Annotated in this window: 20 protein-coding genes and 2 tRNA genes; 5 read left to right on the plus strand and 17 right to left on the minus strand. The window is 55.2% G+C overall.

Annotation, left to right across the window (positions count from 1 at the left end; genetic code table 11):
- The first annotated feature begins 124 nt into the window (after positions 1–124).
- Positions 125–364, plus strand: coding sequence for an Lrp/AsnC ligand binding domain-containing protein (locus KZZ06_RS09985; protein ID WP_176249542.1), 240 nt, complete (start codon positions 125–127; stop codon positions 362–364).
- Positions 361–696, plus strand: coding sequence for a hypothetical protein (locus tag KZZ06_RS09990; protein ID WP_257884275.1), 336 nt, complete (start codon positions 361–363; stop codon positions 694–696). The genes KZZ06_RS09985 and KZZ06_RS09990 overlap by 4 nt, the downstream gene beginning before the upstream one ends.
- On the opposite strand, the gene KZZ06_RS09995 is transcribed toward KZZ06_RS09990, so the two are convergent.
- The 6 genes from KZZ06_RS09995 to KZZ06_RS10020 form a co-directional block, all read right to left on the minus strand.
- A complete protein-coding gene (locus tag KZZ06_RS09995; RefSeq protein WP_219579873.1) occupies positions 693–1,646 on the minus strand; it encodes a PleD family two-component system response regulator in 954 nt (317 codons plus the stop codon). The two genes, KZZ06_RS09990 and KZZ06_RS09995, sit on opposite strands and share 4 nt — an antisense overlap.
- 442 nt (positions 1,647–2,088) lie before the next feature.
- Positions 2,089–2,163, minus strand: a tRNA-Gly gene (locus KZZ06_RS10000).
- A gap of 110 nt (positions 2,164–2,273) precedes the next feature.
- Entirely contained in the window at positions 2,274–2,663 is a 390-nt protein-coding gene (locus tag KZZ06_RS10005; RefSeq protein ID WP_219579874.1) for an MAPEG family protein, read from the minus strand.
- Between the two features lie 178 nt (positions 2,664–2,841).
- Positions 2,842–4,515, minus strand: a complete 1,674-nt coding sequence (locus tag KZZ06_RS10010; RefSeq protein ID WP_219579875.1) for a cytochrome c oxidase subunit 1 — start codon at positions 4,513–4,515, stop codon at positions 2,842–2,844.
- A 367-nt stretch (positions 4,516–4,882) separates the two neighbouring features.
- The gene (gene lipB / locus KZZ06_RS10015) at positions 4,883–5,545 is read right to left on the minus strand and encodes a lipoyl(octanoyl) transferase LipB (RefSeq protein ID WP_257884305.1); all 663 of its coding nucleotides are present in this window, start codon (positions 5,543–5,545) and stop codon (positions 4,883–4,885) included.
- 42 nt (positions 5,546–5,587) lie between these two features.
- Entirely contained in the window at positions 5,588–6,262 is a 675-nt protein-coding gene (locus KZZ06_RS10020) for a DsbA family protein (RefSeq protein ID WP_219579877.1), read from the minus strand.
- A 177-nt stretch (positions 6,263–6,439) separates the two neighbouring features.
- Here KZZ06_RS10020 and KZZ06_RS10025 point away from each other — a divergent pair.
- Positions 6,440–6,525: transfer RNA gene (locus KZZ06_RS10025), tRNA-Leu, on the plus strand.
- 217 nt (positions 6,526–6,742) lie between these two features.
- Here the strand turns inward: KZZ06_RS10025 and KZZ06_RS10030 are convergent.
- The 10 genes from KZZ06_RS10030 to KZZ06_RS10075 form a co-directional block, all read right to left on the minus strand.
- The gene (locus tag KZZ06_RS10030) at positions 6,743–7,828 is read right to left on the minus strand and encodes an SMP-30/gluconolactonase/LRE family protein (RefSeq protein WP_219579878.1); all 1,086 of its coding nucleotides are present in this window, start codon (positions 7,826–7,828) and stop codon (positions 6,743–6,745) included.
- 293 nt (positions 7,829–8,121) lie between these two features.
- Positions 8,122–8,913, minus strand: coding sequence for a creatininase family protein (locus tag KZZ06_RS10035; RefSeq protein ID WP_219579879.1), 792 nt, complete (start codon positions 8,911–8,913; stop codon positions 8,122–8,124).
- The gene (locus KZZ06_RS10040) at positions 8,910–9,836 is read right to left on the minus strand and encodes an isopenicillin N synthase family oxygenase (protein WP_219579880.1); all 927 of its coding nucleotides are present in this window, start codon (positions 9,834–9,836) and stop codon (positions 8,910–8,912) included. Before KZZ06_RS10040 ends, KZZ06_RS10035 begins: the two co-directional genes overlap by 4 nt.
- A gap of 18 nt (positions 9,837–9,854) precedes the next feature.
- A complete protein-coding gene (locus tag KZZ06_RS10045) occupies positions 9,855–10,454 on the minus strand; it encodes an NAD(P)H-dependent oxidoreductase (RefSeq protein ID WP_219579881.1) in 600 nt (199 codons plus the stop codon).
- 2 nt (positions 10,455–10,456) lie between these two features.
- On the minus strand, positions 10,457–11,026 hold the full coding sequence (locus KZZ06_RS10050) for an NAD(P)H-dependent oxidoreductase (RefSeq protein WP_306664390.1): 570 nt from the start codon (positions 11,024–11,026) through the stop codon (positions 10,457–10,459).
- Positions 11,027–11,052: 26 nt separating this feature from the next.
- On the minus strand, positions 11,053–12,459 hold the full coding sequence (locus KZZ06_RS10055) for an FAD-binding oxidoreductase (RefSeq protein WP_219579883.1): 1,407 nt from the start codon (positions 12,457–12,459) through the stop codon (positions 11,053–11,055).
- Complete coding sequence (locus KZZ06_RS10060; protein WP_219579884.1) at positions 12,456–13,736, minus strand: cytosine deaminase; 1,281 nt, start codon at positions 13,734–13,736, stop codon at positions 12,456–12,458. The genes KZZ06_RS10055 and KZZ06_RS10060 overlap by 4 nt, the downstream gene beginning before the upstream one ends.
- Complete coding sequence (locus KZZ06_RS10065) at positions 13,736–14,587, minus strand: ABC transporter permease (protein ID WP_219579885.1); 852 nt, start codon at positions 14,585–14,587, stop codon at positions 13,736–13,738. Before KZZ06_RS10065 ends, KZZ06_RS10060 begins: the two co-directional genes overlap by 1 nt.
- Positions 14,584–15,390, minus strand: a complete 807-nt coding sequence (locus tag KZZ06_RS10070) for an ABC transporter ATP-binding protein (RefSeq protein WP_257884276.1) — start codon at positions 15,388–15,390, stop codon at positions 14,584–14,586. The genes KZZ06_RS10065 and KZZ06_RS10070 overlap by 4 nt, the downstream gene beginning before the upstream one ends.
- 66 nt (positions 15,391–15,456) lie before the next feature.
- Positions 15,457–16,452: an ABC transporter substrate-binding protein gene (locus KZZ06_RS10075; protein WP_219579886.1), complete on the minus strand. Its 996-nt coding sequence runs from the start codon at positions 16,450–16,452 to the stop codon at positions 15,457–15,459.
- 250 nt (positions 16,453–16,702) lie between these two features.
- Here KZZ06_RS10075 and KZZ06_RS10080 point away from each other — a divergent pair, with 250 nt between their 5' ends.
- Positions 16,703–17,098 (plus strand): RidA family protein, encoded by a 396-nt coding sequence (locus KZZ06_RS10080; RefSeq protein WP_219579887.1) that lies wholly within the window; start codon positions 16,703–16,705, stop codon positions 17,096–17,098.
- 213 nt (positions 17,099–17,311) lie between these two features.
- A complete protein-coding gene (locus KZZ06_RS10085) occupies positions 17,312–17,599 on the plus strand; it encodes an SH3 domain-containing protein (protein WP_219579888.1) in 288 nt (95 codons plus the stop codon).
- Between the two features lie 209 nt (positions 17,600–17,808).
- Here KZZ06_RS10085 and KZZ06_RS10090 read toward each other — a convergent pair.
- Positions 17,809–18,018 (minus strand): autotransporter outer membrane beta-barrel domain-containing protein (locus KZZ06_RS10090; RefSeq protein ID WP_219579889.1); only part of this gene is annotated, 210 nt, incomplete at its 5' end.

Consider the following 18,018-nt stretch of genomic DNA (forward strand, 5'->3'; position numbering starts at 1 on the left):
CCCTTATAGCAGTGCGCGCGGCCACGCCAAGGCCCTGCTAAACGGATTTGCGCGTCATAGGGGATTGCGGCCCTTACGCCGCTATGACAGCGTGTTGGCATCGCAACCAGCCGAAAGCCCTTTCATGTCCACCTGCGTCTTTATACAGATACGTTGCCGCCCCGGCACGACCTACCGCGTTGCAGAAGAAATTGCCCTGCGCGAAATTCATTCCGAGCTGTATTCAACATCTGGCGATTTTGACCTGCTGATGAAGCTGTATATCCCTAAGGGTGAAGACGTCGGCGTGTATATCAACGATCATTTGCTGGACATCGACGGGATTGAACGGTCTTTGACGACGATGACGTTCAAAGTATTTTGAAAAAGCTGATCGCCCTTTGCGCGGCACTGATATGTGCCACCCCGGCTTTTGCTGGACGTACCTATGAGGGGGCGGAAGCGGCCGCTTTGCGCTGTGCCAATATGCTGGCCTATACGGCGGTGACACTGGCGCGGGCTGATATGATCGACGAGGATCAAAAGAACGTCATGCTGGGCATTACCGTTCTGATCCTCGAACGGCATGTCACGGGCACGCGGGCTGAAAAGAAGGCTGCAATGGCGATCATGCGCGACCGACGCGACATCGATGCTACGCTGAGCGACTATCGTCTTTATGCGGCCAAATGTTTGGTCCAGTTTCCGATCAACTAGACCTTAACGGCGACGGCGGCCTTGTTCGACGACCGCATTTCTGCGCGACATATTGCGCGGGTAAAGGTGTTTTTCACACGCTGTGTCCGGTTGGCGTTGGGCACGATGGGGGTGCCGACCGAAACCGTGATGGCGATTGGATCATCGGAGTTCACCCCATAGGATGTTTCTTCGATGCTGCGCTGGATCTCGTTTTCCATGACCTCCCAATCGGGCAACTCCGTCTCGCGGGTGATGCAGATGAATTGCCCGTTGCCCTCGTAAGACATCAACAGATGCGGGCTGGCGACGACGCTGTAAATGCTTTCGCCCAGATCGGTCAACAGCGCGGCAAAATCCGCCGATGTCGTTGTCTCGTAGACATCTTCCGCGGAATCCAGCGACACGCAGAATACTTTGCATCCGTTCAGCGTTTTCCGGTCCAGCTGGGTCAGATAGTTCCCCAGCGAAAAGGACAGTATTACGCGGTCTACATGCGCGAAATGCAGTTTTTCGGCCAGTGCAAAGTGGTGTACGCCGATCGGGTTTTCAGCGGGCAGATCCAACGCGTCAATACTGACCACGGTTTTCGCAGCTTCGCTCAGCCGCTCTGCGACGCGAATGCGGTTGTAGACGTCTTTGAGGTTGAACGGCTTTGAGATGTAATCATTCGCACCCGCCGCAAAAGCGTTTTCGATCGAGACGGCATCGGTCCGGGCCGTGAGCATCAAAATGGGTATCATGCTGTAGCCGGGCAGGGCGCGGAGACGTTGGCATAATTCGATGCCGTCCATCTCGGGCATATCCACATCCAGAACAAAGCAATCGAAAGGCTGCTTTTCGGCGGCGATCAATTCTAGCGCCTGCGGCCCACCGGCAGCTGTGTGAATATCTGTCAGATCGGCCAGCTGAAAAATCTCGGGGAACAACTCCAGAATGAATGGGTCATCGTCTACCACTAGAATTTTCATGATTGGCCTCGTCCTTGATTAGTCGCTTTTGCATCAAATTTTACGCATGGGTAGCTAGGTAATGACGAAGCTAAAATTCAATCTAGGCAAGAATATGACAAACGCCTGTTTTCTTACTGTTTTGTGGGTTTAGCGTCATCGCGTTACCGTCAGAAGGAGCGTTATTAACATAGAGATAGCGCGTTATCTAACCCGGTCAAAAATACGCGCGTTATTTCGCCGACCGGTTGAAAACTTCGGGCGTCATGCGGTCGCCAGAACCGAAATTCAAACGAACTGGCGGTTCGGTTGCGGGCTGTGGTTTTGTACCATCTGGACCCGATGTTGATTGTTTGGCGGTCGGGCAGGGCCGCATTACTGTGCGAATAAAATGGACCGCTGAAAACACAAAGGCCGCCCGAAGGCGGCCTTGTTTTTATCTGCTGGGGTTGCAGAAACCAGTTGGAGCGGGCGAGGCGATTCGAACGCCCGACCCTAACCTTGGCAAGGTTATGCTCTACCCCTGAGCTACGCCCGCATCCTCTGGTAGGGCGTGAGATACCCATAGGGCGCTGTGTCCGCAAGAGGGAAATCAGCTTTGAATGAACTTTTTTCAAAGTTTTTTTCTGCCCCGGTTTTAGAGGCCCCTTAAAGCAGTGCGTGACCCAAAAGTCCTAAAGCCGCAAAGACGATCATGGCCATGTTCATAAGTATCCCAACCTGCCGGAAAATGATTTTCTGCGGTGTCGATGCAAATCCAAACGCATGCAGGGCGCGGCCCGCAACCAACATGACACCAAGCACGTGCAGGGCCAGTGACGGCGCGGCGGCGAATTCGCTTAGCATCAGGAGAATAAGCGCCAGTGGGGCATACTCCGCACAGTTCGCCTGGGCGCGCATCCGTTTCAGCAGGTTCTTATCACCGCTATCGCCAAGAGAGATGGTATTGGCCCGCCGGTACACGATGACGCGGATGCTGAGTGTCAGGAAAAGCAAAGCGGTCAGTGCCGCATAAATAGATGTGATTGGCAGGGGCATAAGCAAGCGTCCATCTGGGTCAGGTTCAAATAGCACCTTAAGGCATATTGCGATTTTCAAAAGCTTTTGCCGTCTAGGCAGCCCCACATACAGTGTCAGGCACTGGGGCAGGGGGCAGGAGACACAAAAAAAGGGGCCCCAACCGCCGTTGGAGCCCCTTGTATCTTAATGCTTTGCCTTAGTGGCTAGGCTGCTTATCCCAGTCTTCCTGCTTTGGCAGGATTTCGAACGTGTGCTCTGGGGGTGGGCTTGGCAAAGTCCACTCAAGCGTATCAGCAAACTCGTTCCATGGGTTTGCAGCCGTGCTCCGTGCGCCTCGGGTCAATGTATAGAACATCACGCCGAAGAAGAAGATGAAGGATGCAAAGCTGAGGAACGCGCCGATCGAAGACCATAGGTTCCAGTAAGCAAATGCCTCGGGATAGTCGATGTAACGACGTGGCATGCCCTGACGACCCAAGAAGTGCTGTGGGAAGAAGGTCAGGTTTGCGCCGATGAACATCGCCCAGAAGTGCAGCTTGCCTGCCCATTCAGGGTACATGCGGCCCGACATCTTTGGCAGATAAAAGTAGATACCTGCAAAGATCGCGAAGATAGCACCCAGCGACATCACATAGTGGAAGTGCGCAACCACATAGTAGGTGTCATGGTAGTAACGGTCGACAGCTGCTTGGGACAGAACGATACCTGTGACCCCACCAACGGTGAAGAGGAACAGGAAGCCGAAAGCCCAAAGCATCGGTGTTTTGAATTCAATGGAACCGCCCCACATGGTGGCAATCCAACTGAATACTTTGACGCCTGTCGGCACCGCGATGACCATGGTCGCAAGCATGAAATACGCTTGTTGGTTCAGCGTCAGACCGACTGTGTACATGTGGTGCGCCCACACAACAAAGCCCAATGCGCCGATTGCGATGATGGCCCAAACCATTGGCAGGTAGCCAAAGATCGGTTTGCGGCTGAACGTGGCAATGACGTGGCTGATGATGCCAAAGCCGGGCAGAATGATGATGTACACTTCGGGGTGACCAAAGAACCACAAGATGTGCTGGTACAGAATTGGATCGCCGCCGCCTGCTGGGTCAAAGAACGCGAAACCAAAGTTACGGTCCATCAGCAGCATGGTGATTGCGCCAGCCAAAACAGGCAGGGACAGCAAGATCAGCCAGCTGGTGACAAAGATTGCCCAGCTGAACAATGGCACCTTGAACAGGGTCATGCCGGGGGCACGCATGTTCAGGAATGTGGTGATCATGTTGATCGCACCAAGGATCGAGGACGCACCGGATACGTGAACCGCGAAGATCGCGAAATCCATCGACATCCCGCCTTCGCGGACGGAAAGCGGTGGATACAGAACCCAGCCGACGCCCGAACCCGCTTGGCCGTTGCCACCCGGTGTCAGGACCGAGCAGATAGCAAGTGTTGTACCGCCAACATAAAGCCAGAAAGACAGGTTGTTCATGCGCGGGAACGCCATGTCAGGCGCGCCGATTTGCAGCGGCATGAAGTAGTTACCGAAACCACCGAAAAGGGCGGGGATAACCACAAAGAACATCATCAGGATGCCGTGACCGGTGATCAGAACGTTCCAAAGATGTCCGTTCGGCGTACATGTTGCTGAACTGTCAGCAATAAAACGCGCACCTTCCATACACATGTACTGAACACCTGGGTGCATCAGTTCAAGTCGCATATAGATGGTAAAACAGACAGAAACAAAGCCAACGAGGGCTGAGACGATCAGATATAGAATACCGATGTCTTTGTGATTCGTGGACATAAACCAGCGTGTGAAAAATCCACGCTCGTCGTGATGGTCTTGCCCGTGAATGGCTGCGTCGGCCATGCGGTGCCTCCTGAGATTGGTTGGTCAACCCACGCCCCGACAAGGAACGCGCGCTGGATTATCATTCGTTTTAGTGCGCCTTGCCCAAAGGGGCAATGGCCACCATTGCCGCAGGGGCGGTATTTTCTCAAAAAAGCAAGCGCGTGGCAGGTAGGCCGGTTTTGGAAAACAAGGTTGTTCTGGCTGCGTTTTTCGGACCTTTCACCTGCCAGATAAGATGAAAGATGTGAAACATATGTAAATTTCGGAATACCTTTTCGACAAAACCGGCCAGCGGATGCTGTTTCGCTGCGCGCTTTGACGCATTGGTAATGTCAGTAGGGTGGCCCGATATCACAGCGGATGCCGCGTCAGCGAATCGAATACCCTATCGCGGGCTTTCAAAAACCGTCTCGAACGCCGCGCGCAAAGCGACATCAAGCGTATCCATTGATACGGGCAGGCCAAGGTCAACCAGCGACGTCACGCCATGGCCTGTTATTCCGCAGGGAACAATGCCACCAAAGTGGTCCAAATCAGGCTCGACGTTGATACTGATGCCGTGGAAGCTGACCCATTTACGCAGGCGTATGCCAATGGCCGCGATTTTGTCTTCTGGTATATTTCCATTCGCGGTCAGGGGTTTATCAGGCCGTTGAACCCAGACACCAACCCGGCCCTCGCGTATTTCACCTGTGACGTTAAAACTGTCGAGGGTCGCGATCACCCACGCCTCGAGCTGTTGTACAAAGCGGCGCACGTCACGGCCCCGTTTGCCCACATCCAGCATAACATAGACGACCCGCTGGCCCGGTCCGTGATAGGTATATTGCCCGCCGCGCCGCGTGTCATAGACGGGAAAACGATCGGGATCGGTCAGGTCGCTGACTTTGGCCGAGGTTCCAGCCGTATAAAGTGGCGGATGTTCGACCAGCCAAATGCATTCGTCAGCGGTGCCAGCCGCGATTTGGGTTGCGCGCTCTTCCATCCACGCCTCGGCGGTTCTGAAATCGGTCAAGCCATCAGAGATGATCCATTCCACCATTTTCAGCTGCTTTACGCTCCGCTTTCGACCTGCATGATACCGTCGCCGTTAGGCCGCGGTCTTTTCCGCCACAATCTGTTGGATGACCTGACCATAGTTATCCGCGCCCTGCGCGCCGGTCACCAGATATTTGCCTTCGAACACCATTGCGGGCACGCCACTGATTCCCTGACTTGTCCATACGCCTTCCAGTTCACGCACCGCGTCAGCGTGGCTGCCGCTTTCCAGAACTTCGACGGCTTGCGCACGGTCAAGACCAACCTCTTTGGCGACATCTGCCAAGACTTCGGGGTCAGATACATCGCGGCCATCGGTGAAATGTGCCTTGAACAGCGCCAGTTTCAATGGATGTTGAAGGTTGTGTTCTTGCGCCCAGTGTAAAAGCTGGTGCGCGGCAAAGCTGTTTACGATGCGGCTATTGGGGGTGAACTGAAAGTCGATCCCTAAATCCTGACCCACCTGCTTCAGATGCGCCCGATTCTGCGCTGATTGTTCGGGGCTTGCACCATATTTTTCCATGATATGCTCGGCCGTGTTCTGACCTTCGGGAGGCATTTGTGGGTTCAGCTCAAACGGATGCCACCGGATGAAAGCCCCCACACCGCTTTGCGCAAGCGCCTGTTCCAACTGGCGATATCCCACAATGCACCACGGGCACATCACATCAGATATGATGTCGATTTGCAGGGCAGGGCCGGTTTGTGGGGGCACATCATTGGTCACGGGGGATCACCTATTCTATCTACTTGCCCCTAAAGTCAGGTTTTGCGCCGGTAATTCAAGGGGGGTGCCCAATTTAGGCGGGGGCCGGGGCAGAAAATGCCGTTGTTCAAAATGATGAGGATTGCCTCTTCACAAGGCGATCATCTTTGTCTAAACGAGCGACACCATCCATGGCGTGCGGTCGTGGCGGAATGGTAGACGCGCAGCGTTGAGGTCGCTGTGGGGTAACACCCGTGAGAGTTCGAGTCTCTCCGACCGCACCACTTTACAATTCTTTGTAATTTCATCCAGAACCCAAAAGATTACAGAGGTTTGCGGCACTGAAACCCCGCATTTTTGCGATAGGCCAAGGGCGCTTTCAGCACTGTTCTAGGATCGGTTTCCTTGAGCGTGAGTGCGACGCTTTTCCAAATCTTCCAATGGCTTGCGAGAGAATTCATGGATATTTCGATAATCTCATCGCGTCTGTACTTGGGCCGGTCAATCACCCGCCGTGTATTGCAGCACGCCTAAAACCGGTTCGGTCAGTGATGTCACTGCAATCCGCCCACCTGGAAGCGTGACTGCTCCAGTCGTTAGCGCAAAGTTTCCTGTGGGGTCCTGAAGCGTCTCCAACACACGGCCCTCGGCGTCTATACGCAGGATGAACCCATAGCGCGTCGGTGCGGGTTTCATCGCTTCCGGCAGGCGCATGATGACGCGCCTAAGGAATGGATTGCCGGACAGCTTGTCCATTATGGCATTTCGCGGACTGGCAAGGCCCACCCAGAATGTGCCGTCCGGCGCGTTGTTTATGTTGTCTGGAAAGCCCGGCAAGTTGTCCAGAATGACCATCCCGGGGCCGCCATCGATAGGGAAACGCCAGACGCGATACGCGCCGGTCTCGACCACAAACACCGCATCGCCGGCATCGTTGACGGCAACACCGTTGGCAAAATTTATCCCATCGGCGAAAACAGTCGTCTTGCCAGAGACGGGATCGTATTTCAGAATGCGGCCGTTCGCTGAATGCTCAACAAGGTCCAAGACCGAAGCGGGTAACGTTCCGCCAACAGCTTGGGCACCAAATCGGGTAGAGGCATCTGAAAAATAAACCGTTCCATCAGCCGCAATATCTACGTCGTCGGCATAAAGAACCGGGCTCCCATCCTCGGTTCGGTCGGTGAGCAAAGTAACCTGACCCGTCCGGTTAACAGCCAGCAATCCGCGATAGGCATCCGCCACATACAGGGTTCCGTCCGCGGCAAATTCAAGTCCAAGAGGGCGGCCCTGTGTCTGTGCAAACGATGTCACCGCGCCGTCTTTCCCGATGCGTAAAATATCTCCATCATGGGTCGCAACATAGATCAGGCCATCCGGCCCGATGTCGGCATCTTCGGGGCCGGTCCGCCCGTCCAGCCCGATCAACTCTAACGCCTCAAGGCGATTATTCTGTGTGAAATCTCCGGTATATCCGGCATTTTCCGGCGCTTCCCAGGCTACGGGGCGCACCGATACAGGCCACAAAGCGAGATAAGCAACCAAACAGGCGATCACTACTGCCAAAAACCAAAGGATGTTTCTCACGTCCACGTCTCCTCCTATGCGGCAGCCCACAAGTGGCACGGCCAGATAACAGGGTTGCCGATATGCGTTCGCAGATCAAGCGTTTAGCCTTTCTGGGTACGGCGTTGGTACCAGTGTATATGTCGAATATGTGTTTGGGCTGCATCCGACGTCGGGTTTGGTTCGCGCGTGACTTTCGCCTTGCCGATCGCCGCCAAGGGCGGGAATCTGACATTCGCGTTCGGTGCCTAATTACAGCATTCAGTGCGCACGAGGGTTTGACCAGACATACCGCGAAGGCGCAATTTTGCGGTTCAACTCTCCGGGATTGTGCGAGCGTACCCATCTGTCGGGAGATCGCGCAAATTCGCCAACATGTCGATGAACCCCGCCACCTGAAATTTACAGACAGCTTTCCCTTTTTCCGCCGTGGCAAGGTGCGCTTCGCCAACGGTGCCAGCCAGATTCAAGTCTTTGGAAACCCAGGCAAGGTTAACAGGGCCAATCGGGGAGATGGGCGCGGTTTCTGCGGTTGAACGGAAATCTTTGGCCTGCGCCATGTCCACAAGGTGAGGTTTGAAATGTAGCATCAACGAGGTTTCGTAGTCACCGCCATGGATCCCGAATTTGTTCTCTTGATCTGAAAACATCCCTTCGGGTTTGCCAAAATTGCCCCATTGGCACTTAACCACCATCATGCCTGCCTGCACCCGCAACTCGCGGCCTAGAATGGAAATCAGATCAAGGTTACCGCCATGGGAATTGACGATCACCATCTTTTTGATGCCGGCGCGCGCCACGGACAGGCCGATCTCCGTCCATGCGTCGAGTGCTGTTTTGGCTGTATATGTCAGCGTGCCTTTGGCGTGGATGTGTTCGTTGGATTTACCGACAGCCTGAACAGGAAGGATCAGAACAGTGATGTCATCGGGCAAAGTCTCGCGTAGGCGGGCAAGCATCCCTTTGTTGATGAAGGTGTCCACCCCGACAGGCAGGTGCGGCCCGTGCTGCTCGATGGCGGCAGTGGGCAAAATTGCGATGGTTTTTTCGGGGTCGAAATCGGCGAATTCTGTTGTGCGGAATTCGGACCAGTCTAGGCGTCTCATTGTGTAGGCTCCGGCTTGTAGGTGGCATCAAGGCGCGCGCGCAGATAGTCCGCGCCCGTTATGGGTGAGTGTTTGGCGGGTCCCGTGCCCGGCAGCGCGGCGATGACGCTGTCGGGGTTAGGATCAAGGAAGAACGCGATAGATCGCCGGGCGGTTTTGGGGGGCAATACGCGGTGTGGGGTCGACACGTAGATGTCGTTGGACCAGCGCATCAGGCAATCCCCGATGTTGACGATAAATGCGCCATTGATGTGGGGCACGGACGTCCAGTCACCCCCGCGCGGCTTGACCTGTAGGCCAGCAACACCATCGGTCATCAATAGCGTGACCGACCCGTAATCGCTGTGCGCCCCCGCGCCGATCCCCTTGCCATCCGGGGCGGCGGGGTATGACAACACCCGCAAAGTCGCCATAGGTTCGGTGAAATGCGGTTCGAAATAGCCAAGCGGCAGCCCCAAGTCCGTCTCGAACGCCCGATGCAATGCACGACCAAGGGTGAGGACGCGGGCGTAATACTCTAGCATGACGTCCTTGAAACCAGTCACGTTGGGCCAGACGTTCACGCCCCGAAACGGATCACCCGCGATCACGCGCGGATCATCGGGGGGCAAGTCGAACCCGACGTTAAATGCTTCCTTGCGATCTTTCAGGCCTGATGTTTCATCCAACGCTTCGCTGCCCAACTGCGCCCACCCGCGATTATGCGGATTTTTCGATATGGCGACTTCCGCTTTTTCGGGAATGGAAAGCGCAAAGAACTTGTCGGCCATCGCAAAGACATTCGTGATCATATCTTCGGGAATACCGTGACCCTTGATGACGAAAAATCCGGTCTCTCTGCAGGCGTGACCCAAATCAGCCACGACCCCAGCAGGGTCGCCGCCGCTCGTAAAACGGCTCCAGTCTAAGACAGGTATGTCCATACTTAGGTTTCCTGTACGTTATACATGAATAAGTTGGTTAAGATGGGTTTTGACAACATCAAGATGTGCTGCGCGGGTTTGAGGCGTGGAGCTGTCCATCAAAAAATGCGCTGCAAACCTGGTCCTGCACCGTTTTGCCAGCAGCAAACGAACCCCACGCAAAAGCGTCCGTTTGCCCGGTGCCCCGACGAAGAAGGTAAGCCAGCGGGACGCACCACATGTCGTAAAAACGCCCAGCTTTGTAATATGCGTCAGGCCTGGCTTGATTAGTCCGCCATCGGTATCGGGCATGATGAACGACACCCCGGGAACCATCACACGATCCAGCCAGCCCTTTAGCATTGCGGGCAACCCGTACCACCACGTCGGATAGATAAAGATCAGCGCGTCACACCATTCCAGATCACGACAGTCCCGATCCACGTGCGCACGGTTTTCGGGAACAGACTCGTAGACCTCGTGATCATGCGCCGACAACGTTGGATCGAACCGCTCCGCATAGAGATCACGCAAGCGATACTCGACGCCCTTTGCCTTCAACTGTGAAATGACCAAATCGCAGATCGCAGCATTAAAGGAACCTTCGCGGGGGTGGCAGTACACGACCAGCGCTTTCATTGCTAAAACGCCTCCATCTCGCGGCGAACCCGTTCAAGGTGCGCCTTAAGCGTCGCCTCGGAATTTCGGTTCATATCATAAAGACCGATGTATTTTTTCTGCGGCATTCCACAGGCGTACCATACCGCGCGGGTCACTGTTTTGCGGGGTGGATCTGCATTCTGAATGGCGCGCCAACGGGTGCCGCCATATGTCGTGCAGGCATATAGTTTCTTGATGTTGGTCAGGCCGGGCCGCACCTTTCCATCGACCAATTTGAACGAAATGCCAGGTAGGAAAACACGATCCAAGAAACCCTTGAGGATCGCGGGGTACCCAAAATTCCACACCGGAAATACCATGACAATAGCATCAGCCGCTTTGACGCGTTCGACGTAGGGCCGCACAGGTTCGATGTTCTCGGGTTCCTCATGGTAACCGCGCCGCTCGACCTCGGTTAGGACAGGCTGAAACCCCTCTTTGTTGAGGTCGCAATCATCAACGTCCCATCCCGTTTTCGTCAGCGTTTGCACGACGACGTCATGCACCGCAGCATTAAAGCTTTCGGGGCAAGGATGGGCGAAAAGGACCAATACACGTCCTTTGGGTGATGCTGCCGTCATTCGGCGGCCTCTGGCTTGGCGCGGATGTTTTTGTACGAATACATATCAGCGTAATCGAAATCGGGTTCGTCCCACGCAATCATCTTGCCGGGGTTGAGAAGCCCCTTGGGGTCGGATTCGCGTTTGAAATCAAGCTGGCGCATATCCGTAGATTGCCGCCCGCCTTCCTCAAGCGTGTAACGATGCGGGTTGAAAATCATGCAATCCATCGCTTCATGCTCTGCGACCAACTGATCAAGCGCGCCTTTGTCCATCGGTTCCACAATTGGCAGCCCGGCAAACGAAATTCCCGCACCGTCGCGCATCACCTCAAGGTGCATGTGTAGCTTACCCTTAAAGGTCTCGTAGGCGGCCATGACTTTTTCAACGTCGCCACCATAGCGGACCTGCAAATAGGTTAGGCCCTTGTTGAACTTCATTGCCCGCAATGTCGTGTGGTTCCAGCCGAATTCATACATGGGACCGGGATGGCGGTCCCATGTGACGTCGTCAGAACGATAGATCACATTGCCACCTGCAAAGCGTTCGAGCAAAGTCACCAACCCATCCATATTGTGAGGCGCTACCATCAGCCCGACAAGGTGGTCGTCTTCGGTAACATGGGGTTTGACCCGTTGAAAGTAAGCATGCGCAATGGGGGCCGCGTAAACCGACGCGAGCTTAACCAAAATCCCAGGCTCGGCGGTGGCGGCTCCTGCAAACTCTGTCGCCGCGCGGAAAGTGTCGAACCGTACGAACAATTCCGTCCAGTCATAGGCGGGGGCTAAGGGCAGTTCCAATTCAGTGATGATGCCGTTGGTGCCATAAGCATGAGACACCCGGTGGAGCTCTTCGCCCGTGAATTCCAGAACCCGTGGTTCAGCCTCCATCGTGACGACGCGCAGGCGCTTGATGTTGCCGATATCGCGCAACGCACCCCAAGTAGCAGAGCCGCACCCCCCCGAACCGCCAGCGATAAACCCACCGATGGTCGCCTGCGAATAGGTTGATGGATACATGCGCAATTCTTGACCGCTTTTCTCTTTCAGCTCCTCGTCAAGTTCTTTGATCACTGCACCGGGTTCGACCACAACGTAGCCCGCGCCGATTTTCTTGACCTTGTTCATCTTGGCGACATGGATCACGCAGCCCCCCGCAAGCGGCATGGCTTGGCCATAGTTGCCTGTGCCACCGCCGCGCATGGTCACGGGGACATCGTGGGCGTAACAGACACGCAAAATCTCGATGATCTCGTCTTCGGATTTTGCGTTGATCACAAAGTCAGCTTCAAGGTGATCCATCGCATCCTTCAACACCGGTGAGTACCAGAAGAAATCACGCGACTTGTTCCGCACGGTCGCAGGGTTTTGTTCCATATCCAGATGGGACAGTTCGGCTTTTGCATCGGCGATATTGGGGGTCATGGCTTGCTCACAATCATGTCGAGTTCTGTGTAGGATGGTAGGGTGCGGTCGATCGGATCGCCGTTTCGCAAAACGATGCGATCCGACTGAGGACGAGAGAAAAACTCTGTCCATGTGCGTGCGCTGCACAGGATCAGATCGGCGGGTGTGCCAGCTTTCAGGCTTGGCGTTTCGAAACCGCAGGCACGTGCCGGGTTGCTGACAAAAGACGTGGGCCAGTCGGTTAACCCGTGATCTAGGTGGCAAATCCGCGTGGCTTCGCGCATGACTTCGATCATGTCGAGATCACCATAGGCATAGAAAGGGTCGCGGGTGTTGTCCGAAGCAAACGACACGTTGACGCCTGCCGCCTTTAATTCATGCGCCATCGTGACGCCGCGCCAGCGCGGGGTGCGACCGGCTTCGCGGTCTTGCAGGTACATGTTGCACATCGGCAGGGACACGACATGCAACCCTGCCTTGGCGACGAGCGCGATTATCTCGGCAGCGATGTCATCAGGCATCACCGAAATCGAACAGCAATGCCCCACGGTGACTTTGTTTTTGAACCCAAGCCCAAGCACCGTTTCAGCGATTGTACGCAGGGTGTCTGAAGTCGGGTCGTTGGTTTCATCCACGTGAAAATCCACGTCGAGGTCATATTTTTGTGCGAAGTGGAAAAAGTCGTTAAGGCGGTCTTGCAAGTCGGGCACCGGATAAGTCACTGCGCCCAGGACATTCCCCGTATCTGCGACAAGTTTGGCAACCTCGGGAAAGATGTCCTTGTCGCGGAACACACGGTCAATGGCGACCAGACATGACGCCTGCAGTGCGACCTTGCCCGCCCATTTTTTCTGTAGTTTTGCCACCACCCCAAAGGATGACACTGCAAGCTCATCTGCGCTGTCGATATGGGTGCGAATGGCCTTGGTGCCGTGGGCATAGGCACACCGCAAGCCGAAATCCATCCGCGCCTCTACGTCTGCCGCCGTCCAGTTTACATGGTCTTCGCGTACTGTCGTCAACGCCCCCATGAACGACCCGTCAGGGTTGGACGCGCGCGGCCAGATATGCCCTTTGTCCAGATGCGTGTGCATATCGACAAAGCATGGCAAGGCCATTGCGCCGTTCATTTCGATTACAGTTTCGGCCGGTTGCCCAGCGTCCGTTGATGTAATCATACCATCTTTGATGGTGAGGTCAGTGGTTATTAGATCACCGGTTTGACCGATAAGACAGGCCGGTATGGTGACATTTCGAAGTGTCTTCGCGCCGCTGGGCAAAACGCAAAATTCCATTAATTCTCCCGTTTGATGGCACTTTCGTGCCATTTGTGTAAAAGCGCGTGGCTGAGTAGTGAGGCCAGTGTGAAAATCACGACCCCGGTAACGGCGATCAGCAAAAGCGCCGCGAACATACGTGGAATATTGAGACGATACCCCGCCTCAAGGATGCGGAACGCAAGGCCTGACCCGATCCCGCCCGTTCCGGCGACATATTCAGCCACAACCGCCCCAATCAATGACAGCCCGCCCGCGATCCGTAGCCCGCCAAGAAAGTAGGGCAGGGCAGTTGGCAATTGCAGATACCGCAAACGTTGCCAGCGTGTGGCACCGTAAATTTTATAAAGGTCGCGCAGGTTGTGATCGGTGGAATTAAGGCCAAGCGTTGTGTTGGAAAGGATCGGAAAGAACGCCACGATCCACGCACACAACAGCAACCCGGCAAGCCGGTTGTCGACGTAGATAAAGATCAGCGGCGCAATCGCGACGACAGGTGTCACCTGCAAAATCACGGCAAAAGGATAGAACGCCATTTCGAAATAGCGCGACTGCGTGAACAGCACCGCAAGTCCGACACCGCCAACAACAGCAACACCAAGCGCCATAAGCGTGATTTTGAGCGTCACCCAAAGTGCGTCTGACAACATCGCCCAATCTGCGGTGAGCGTCTGCATCACCAGACCGGGACGCGGCAGAATATAGTGGGGAATGTCATTCCATACGACAATTCGGTCCCAAGAATAGATCGCCAGCGCCAGCATAATCGCGGGCAAGGCCCATTTTGCGATGCTTTCGCGCCGTTTTGCGCGCGCGAACTGCTGTTCTTCTAGGTCCACGACGGGGGGCTGCATATCTGACACGCTCATGCTGATGCCCTTTCGCCATGTTGGTTCATCGCGCCGTGCAGCGCATCGGACGCTTTACGGCACAGGTCCGCATAATCAGCAGATGTGCGGAATTCTTCGGTGCGCGGGTATGGTGCATCGACGGTGACTTCGGCGGACACCCGACCGGGGCGTGCTGCCATGACCACAATGCGGTCCGACAGGAATACCGATTCAAATACAGAGTGGGTAACGAAAATGACGGTGCATTTGAGCTTGTCGCGCAGCATCAGCAAATCGTTGTTAAGCTTGTGGCGGGTGATTTCATCAAGCGCCGCAAAGGGTTCGTCCATGAGGATCAGCCGCGGTTGCGTGACCAGTGCGCGGGCAATCGAAACCCGCATCTTCATACCGCCCGATAATTCGCGCGGATAGGATTTCTGAAAGTTCTCCAGCCCCACCATTTTAAGCGCCCACATTATATCACCGCGCACATCGTCCATGGATTTGCCGCGCAAGCGATGCGGCAACCAGACGTTTTGTTCGACAGTCGCCCAAGGCATCAGCGTGGGTTCTTGAAACACAACGCCAAGATCGCCTTCGTTCAACCCGCCGTTCCATATGATCTGCCCCGACGTCTGGCGCATCAAGCCCGCGATCAGGCGCAGCGCAGTGGATTTCCCGCAACCCGATGGCCCAAGCAATGATATGAAATCTCCTTGGTTTACGGTCAGGTTCAGGTCCTTGAGGGCCTCGACACTGCCGTTAAAAACCTTGTCGACGTTGGACATCTGCAACAGCTCGTCACGCTGCCCCATGGGTGGAATTGAAGAAGTATTGGACATTTGAGGCTTTCTTGAGCAGCGACAGGGGCGAAGGATGTCGCCCCTGTCAGTCAATTCGGACGTGGTTTAACGAAGGTCCATTCCAACCTTCGCGTTGACGAATTTAGTGTTATAGGCGGACGAATAATCCAGATCGCCCTCAATAACGCCGGCCTCGACCATCTTGCCGTAGAAGTCGCCGATCTTCGCCTCCGTCATCGCCCCGATCCCAAGCTCAAGCGCGTCGCCGCTGTCGACGATCCCCTCCGAGAGCATCTTTGAAATGGCGAAGTCGATCTTGTCCTGCGTCATGTCGGGGTTGGCTGCGGTGATCATCGCGTCGGCTGCGGAGTGATCGTTGTACAGGTAGTTGTACCACCCCTTGATCGACCCATCGACAAAGCACGCAACCTGTTCGGGGTGTTCGGCGATGGTATCAGCCATCGTTTCAACCGTCGTCGCGTAGGTGGAGTATCCGGCATCCGCGATCAAGAAGATGTCGGGCACGAAACCGGCTTCCTTTTCGATCACATAAGGTTCGGAAGACAGGAAGCCCTGCATCGCCATCCCTTTGTCCGCGACAAAGGGCGCGGGGTTAAAGGTATAGGGTTCGCGCTGTTCAACCGTGAAGCCGTATTCCGCAATCATCCATTGATAGTAGGATGCAAATCCGTTGTCGCCGATCAACAACGTCAAACCCTTGAGGTCTTCGAATGTCTCCGCCTGACCTGGATGGGAAATGATCACCTGCGGGTGTTTTTGGAATGTCGCCATAACAGCCACGACAGGAATGCCTTCTTTGGCGGCCGTAAAGGCCTGCAACAGATCGCCACCCATGTGGTAATCAATGCGCCCCGCCAACATCATCGCGCGGTTATTCACCTGCGGACCACCGGGCACGATTGTGACGTCCAAACCGCATTCCGCATAGGTACCATCTGCTACGGATTGATAAAATCCACCATGTTCGGCTTGCGCCAACCAGTTGGTGCCGAATGAAACAGGCGTAAGGTCTTGGGCCATCGCGGTGCTTGCGGTCACGGCGGCCAGCGTTGCGAAGGCAACGGATTGCTTGAGGGTCATAAAAGTCTCCTAGGGTGAATTCCAAAGACGACGTTAGTGTGTTGCCCACATGGGACGCACAGAAGGATCGACAGGTTTCATAAAGTCATGAGCCATTTGGGTTAAATTTTACGCGTTGCTCATCGAGCTGCCCAAGTAATGGGCAAAAACAACTTAAATCCGCTCTGTTTTAGGTGCGCGCTATACGTGTGTTAGCCATTTATGGCATCACACGACGACTCGAAATTGGCGCGAAAAGGCATTCCCAATCATGACCACAGCCCTCAATCCGACCACCATCGCGCCGCCGTTTGGTGATTATAGCCACGGAATCAAAACCGGCCCTGTGTCCTGTTTGGTTGTCACTTCAGGGCAGCTTGGGCTTGCCCCTGACGGAAGCTGTTCTGCGGACGTGCGCAAGCAGGCTGAACAGTGCTTTGCCAACATCGACGCGATCCTGCACGAGGCGGGCTGTGGCCGCGCTGATATTATCCGGCTCAGCGCCTTTGTCACCGACCGCGCCTTTTTCGCCGACTATATGGCTGTGCGTGATGAATGGCTGGCCGGCATCGCGATCCGCCCTGCCTCCACGCTGCTGATCGTGAGCGGCTTCACCCGCGAGGAGTTCAAAGTGGAGATCGAGGCGACGGCCATAACGCGAGATTGATCTGGCATTGATGTCCTGTAGGCGACTATCGGTTCCAGGTGTTGCAATAGGATTGTCGCCAGGCGGCAAGGAAAGCGGAACTCGGACGGTAGTTTGGGGACGAGAATGGCGACACGCTGTTGAGCTTGGCGCGGCGAAGTAGCTGTGCGGAGAAGGTCACTAGGCGTTGGTCTGATTTCGGTCTATTGATATGGAAGCCAACGAGGTCAGATTATGCACCGAAGAACCATTCCCGTTATACTAGCTTTCATGCTCATCTCAAGTTGTGGCAACTTTGCCTCTGACCGCACTTTGGTCGTAGGCACTGGACCGGTCGAACTGCTGAAGTTGCGGGCAGGTCCAGGGCTTGGCTTTAAAGTGATCTTGGGTCTGCCTGAAGGAACCTCGCTAAATCGCCGAGACTGTGTAACTGAAGTAGGCCAGTTGTGGTGCCGCGTCTCGCTCGCTGACGCGCCGAAGATTAGCGGCTACGTCTCAGCCGATTACCTCTCGCCACGTTAATTTCGACCAGCGGGGGCTGATTGGTATTTGACCAATTTACACGCCGCGCATTGTACTAATGCAGCAGCCTTTACAAAACTCGGAACCCTCGCGGTCGCAGCACATGCAAATCACGCACCGCGCTTCCGGGCGACAGCCATTGAATGCCTGCTTTCCACAAGTACCATTCAGCCCTCGCTAAACTCTCCGTCAAACACAGCAAGCCCCGATCAAAACGACCAGTTAAAGCCGAGCAGCAGGCTGTAGCTTTCATAGTCAGCGACACCGATGCCGTCATAAAACGTATCGACGCTCAGTCGGGCCCCGTTTTCCATGGTGTAGTTCGCACCCATCTTCAGTCTGGCGCGGGTGCCGTCATAGGATGTGGCAACGCTGGCCGCATTGCCGGTACCGCGGGTGGATGATCCGATCGCAGCAAT

This window comes from Sulfitobacter sp. CW3 (assembly GCF_019392245.1).
Lineage (GTDB): Bacteria > Pseudomonadota > Alphaproteobacteria > Rhodobacterales > Rhodobacteraceae > Sulfitobacter.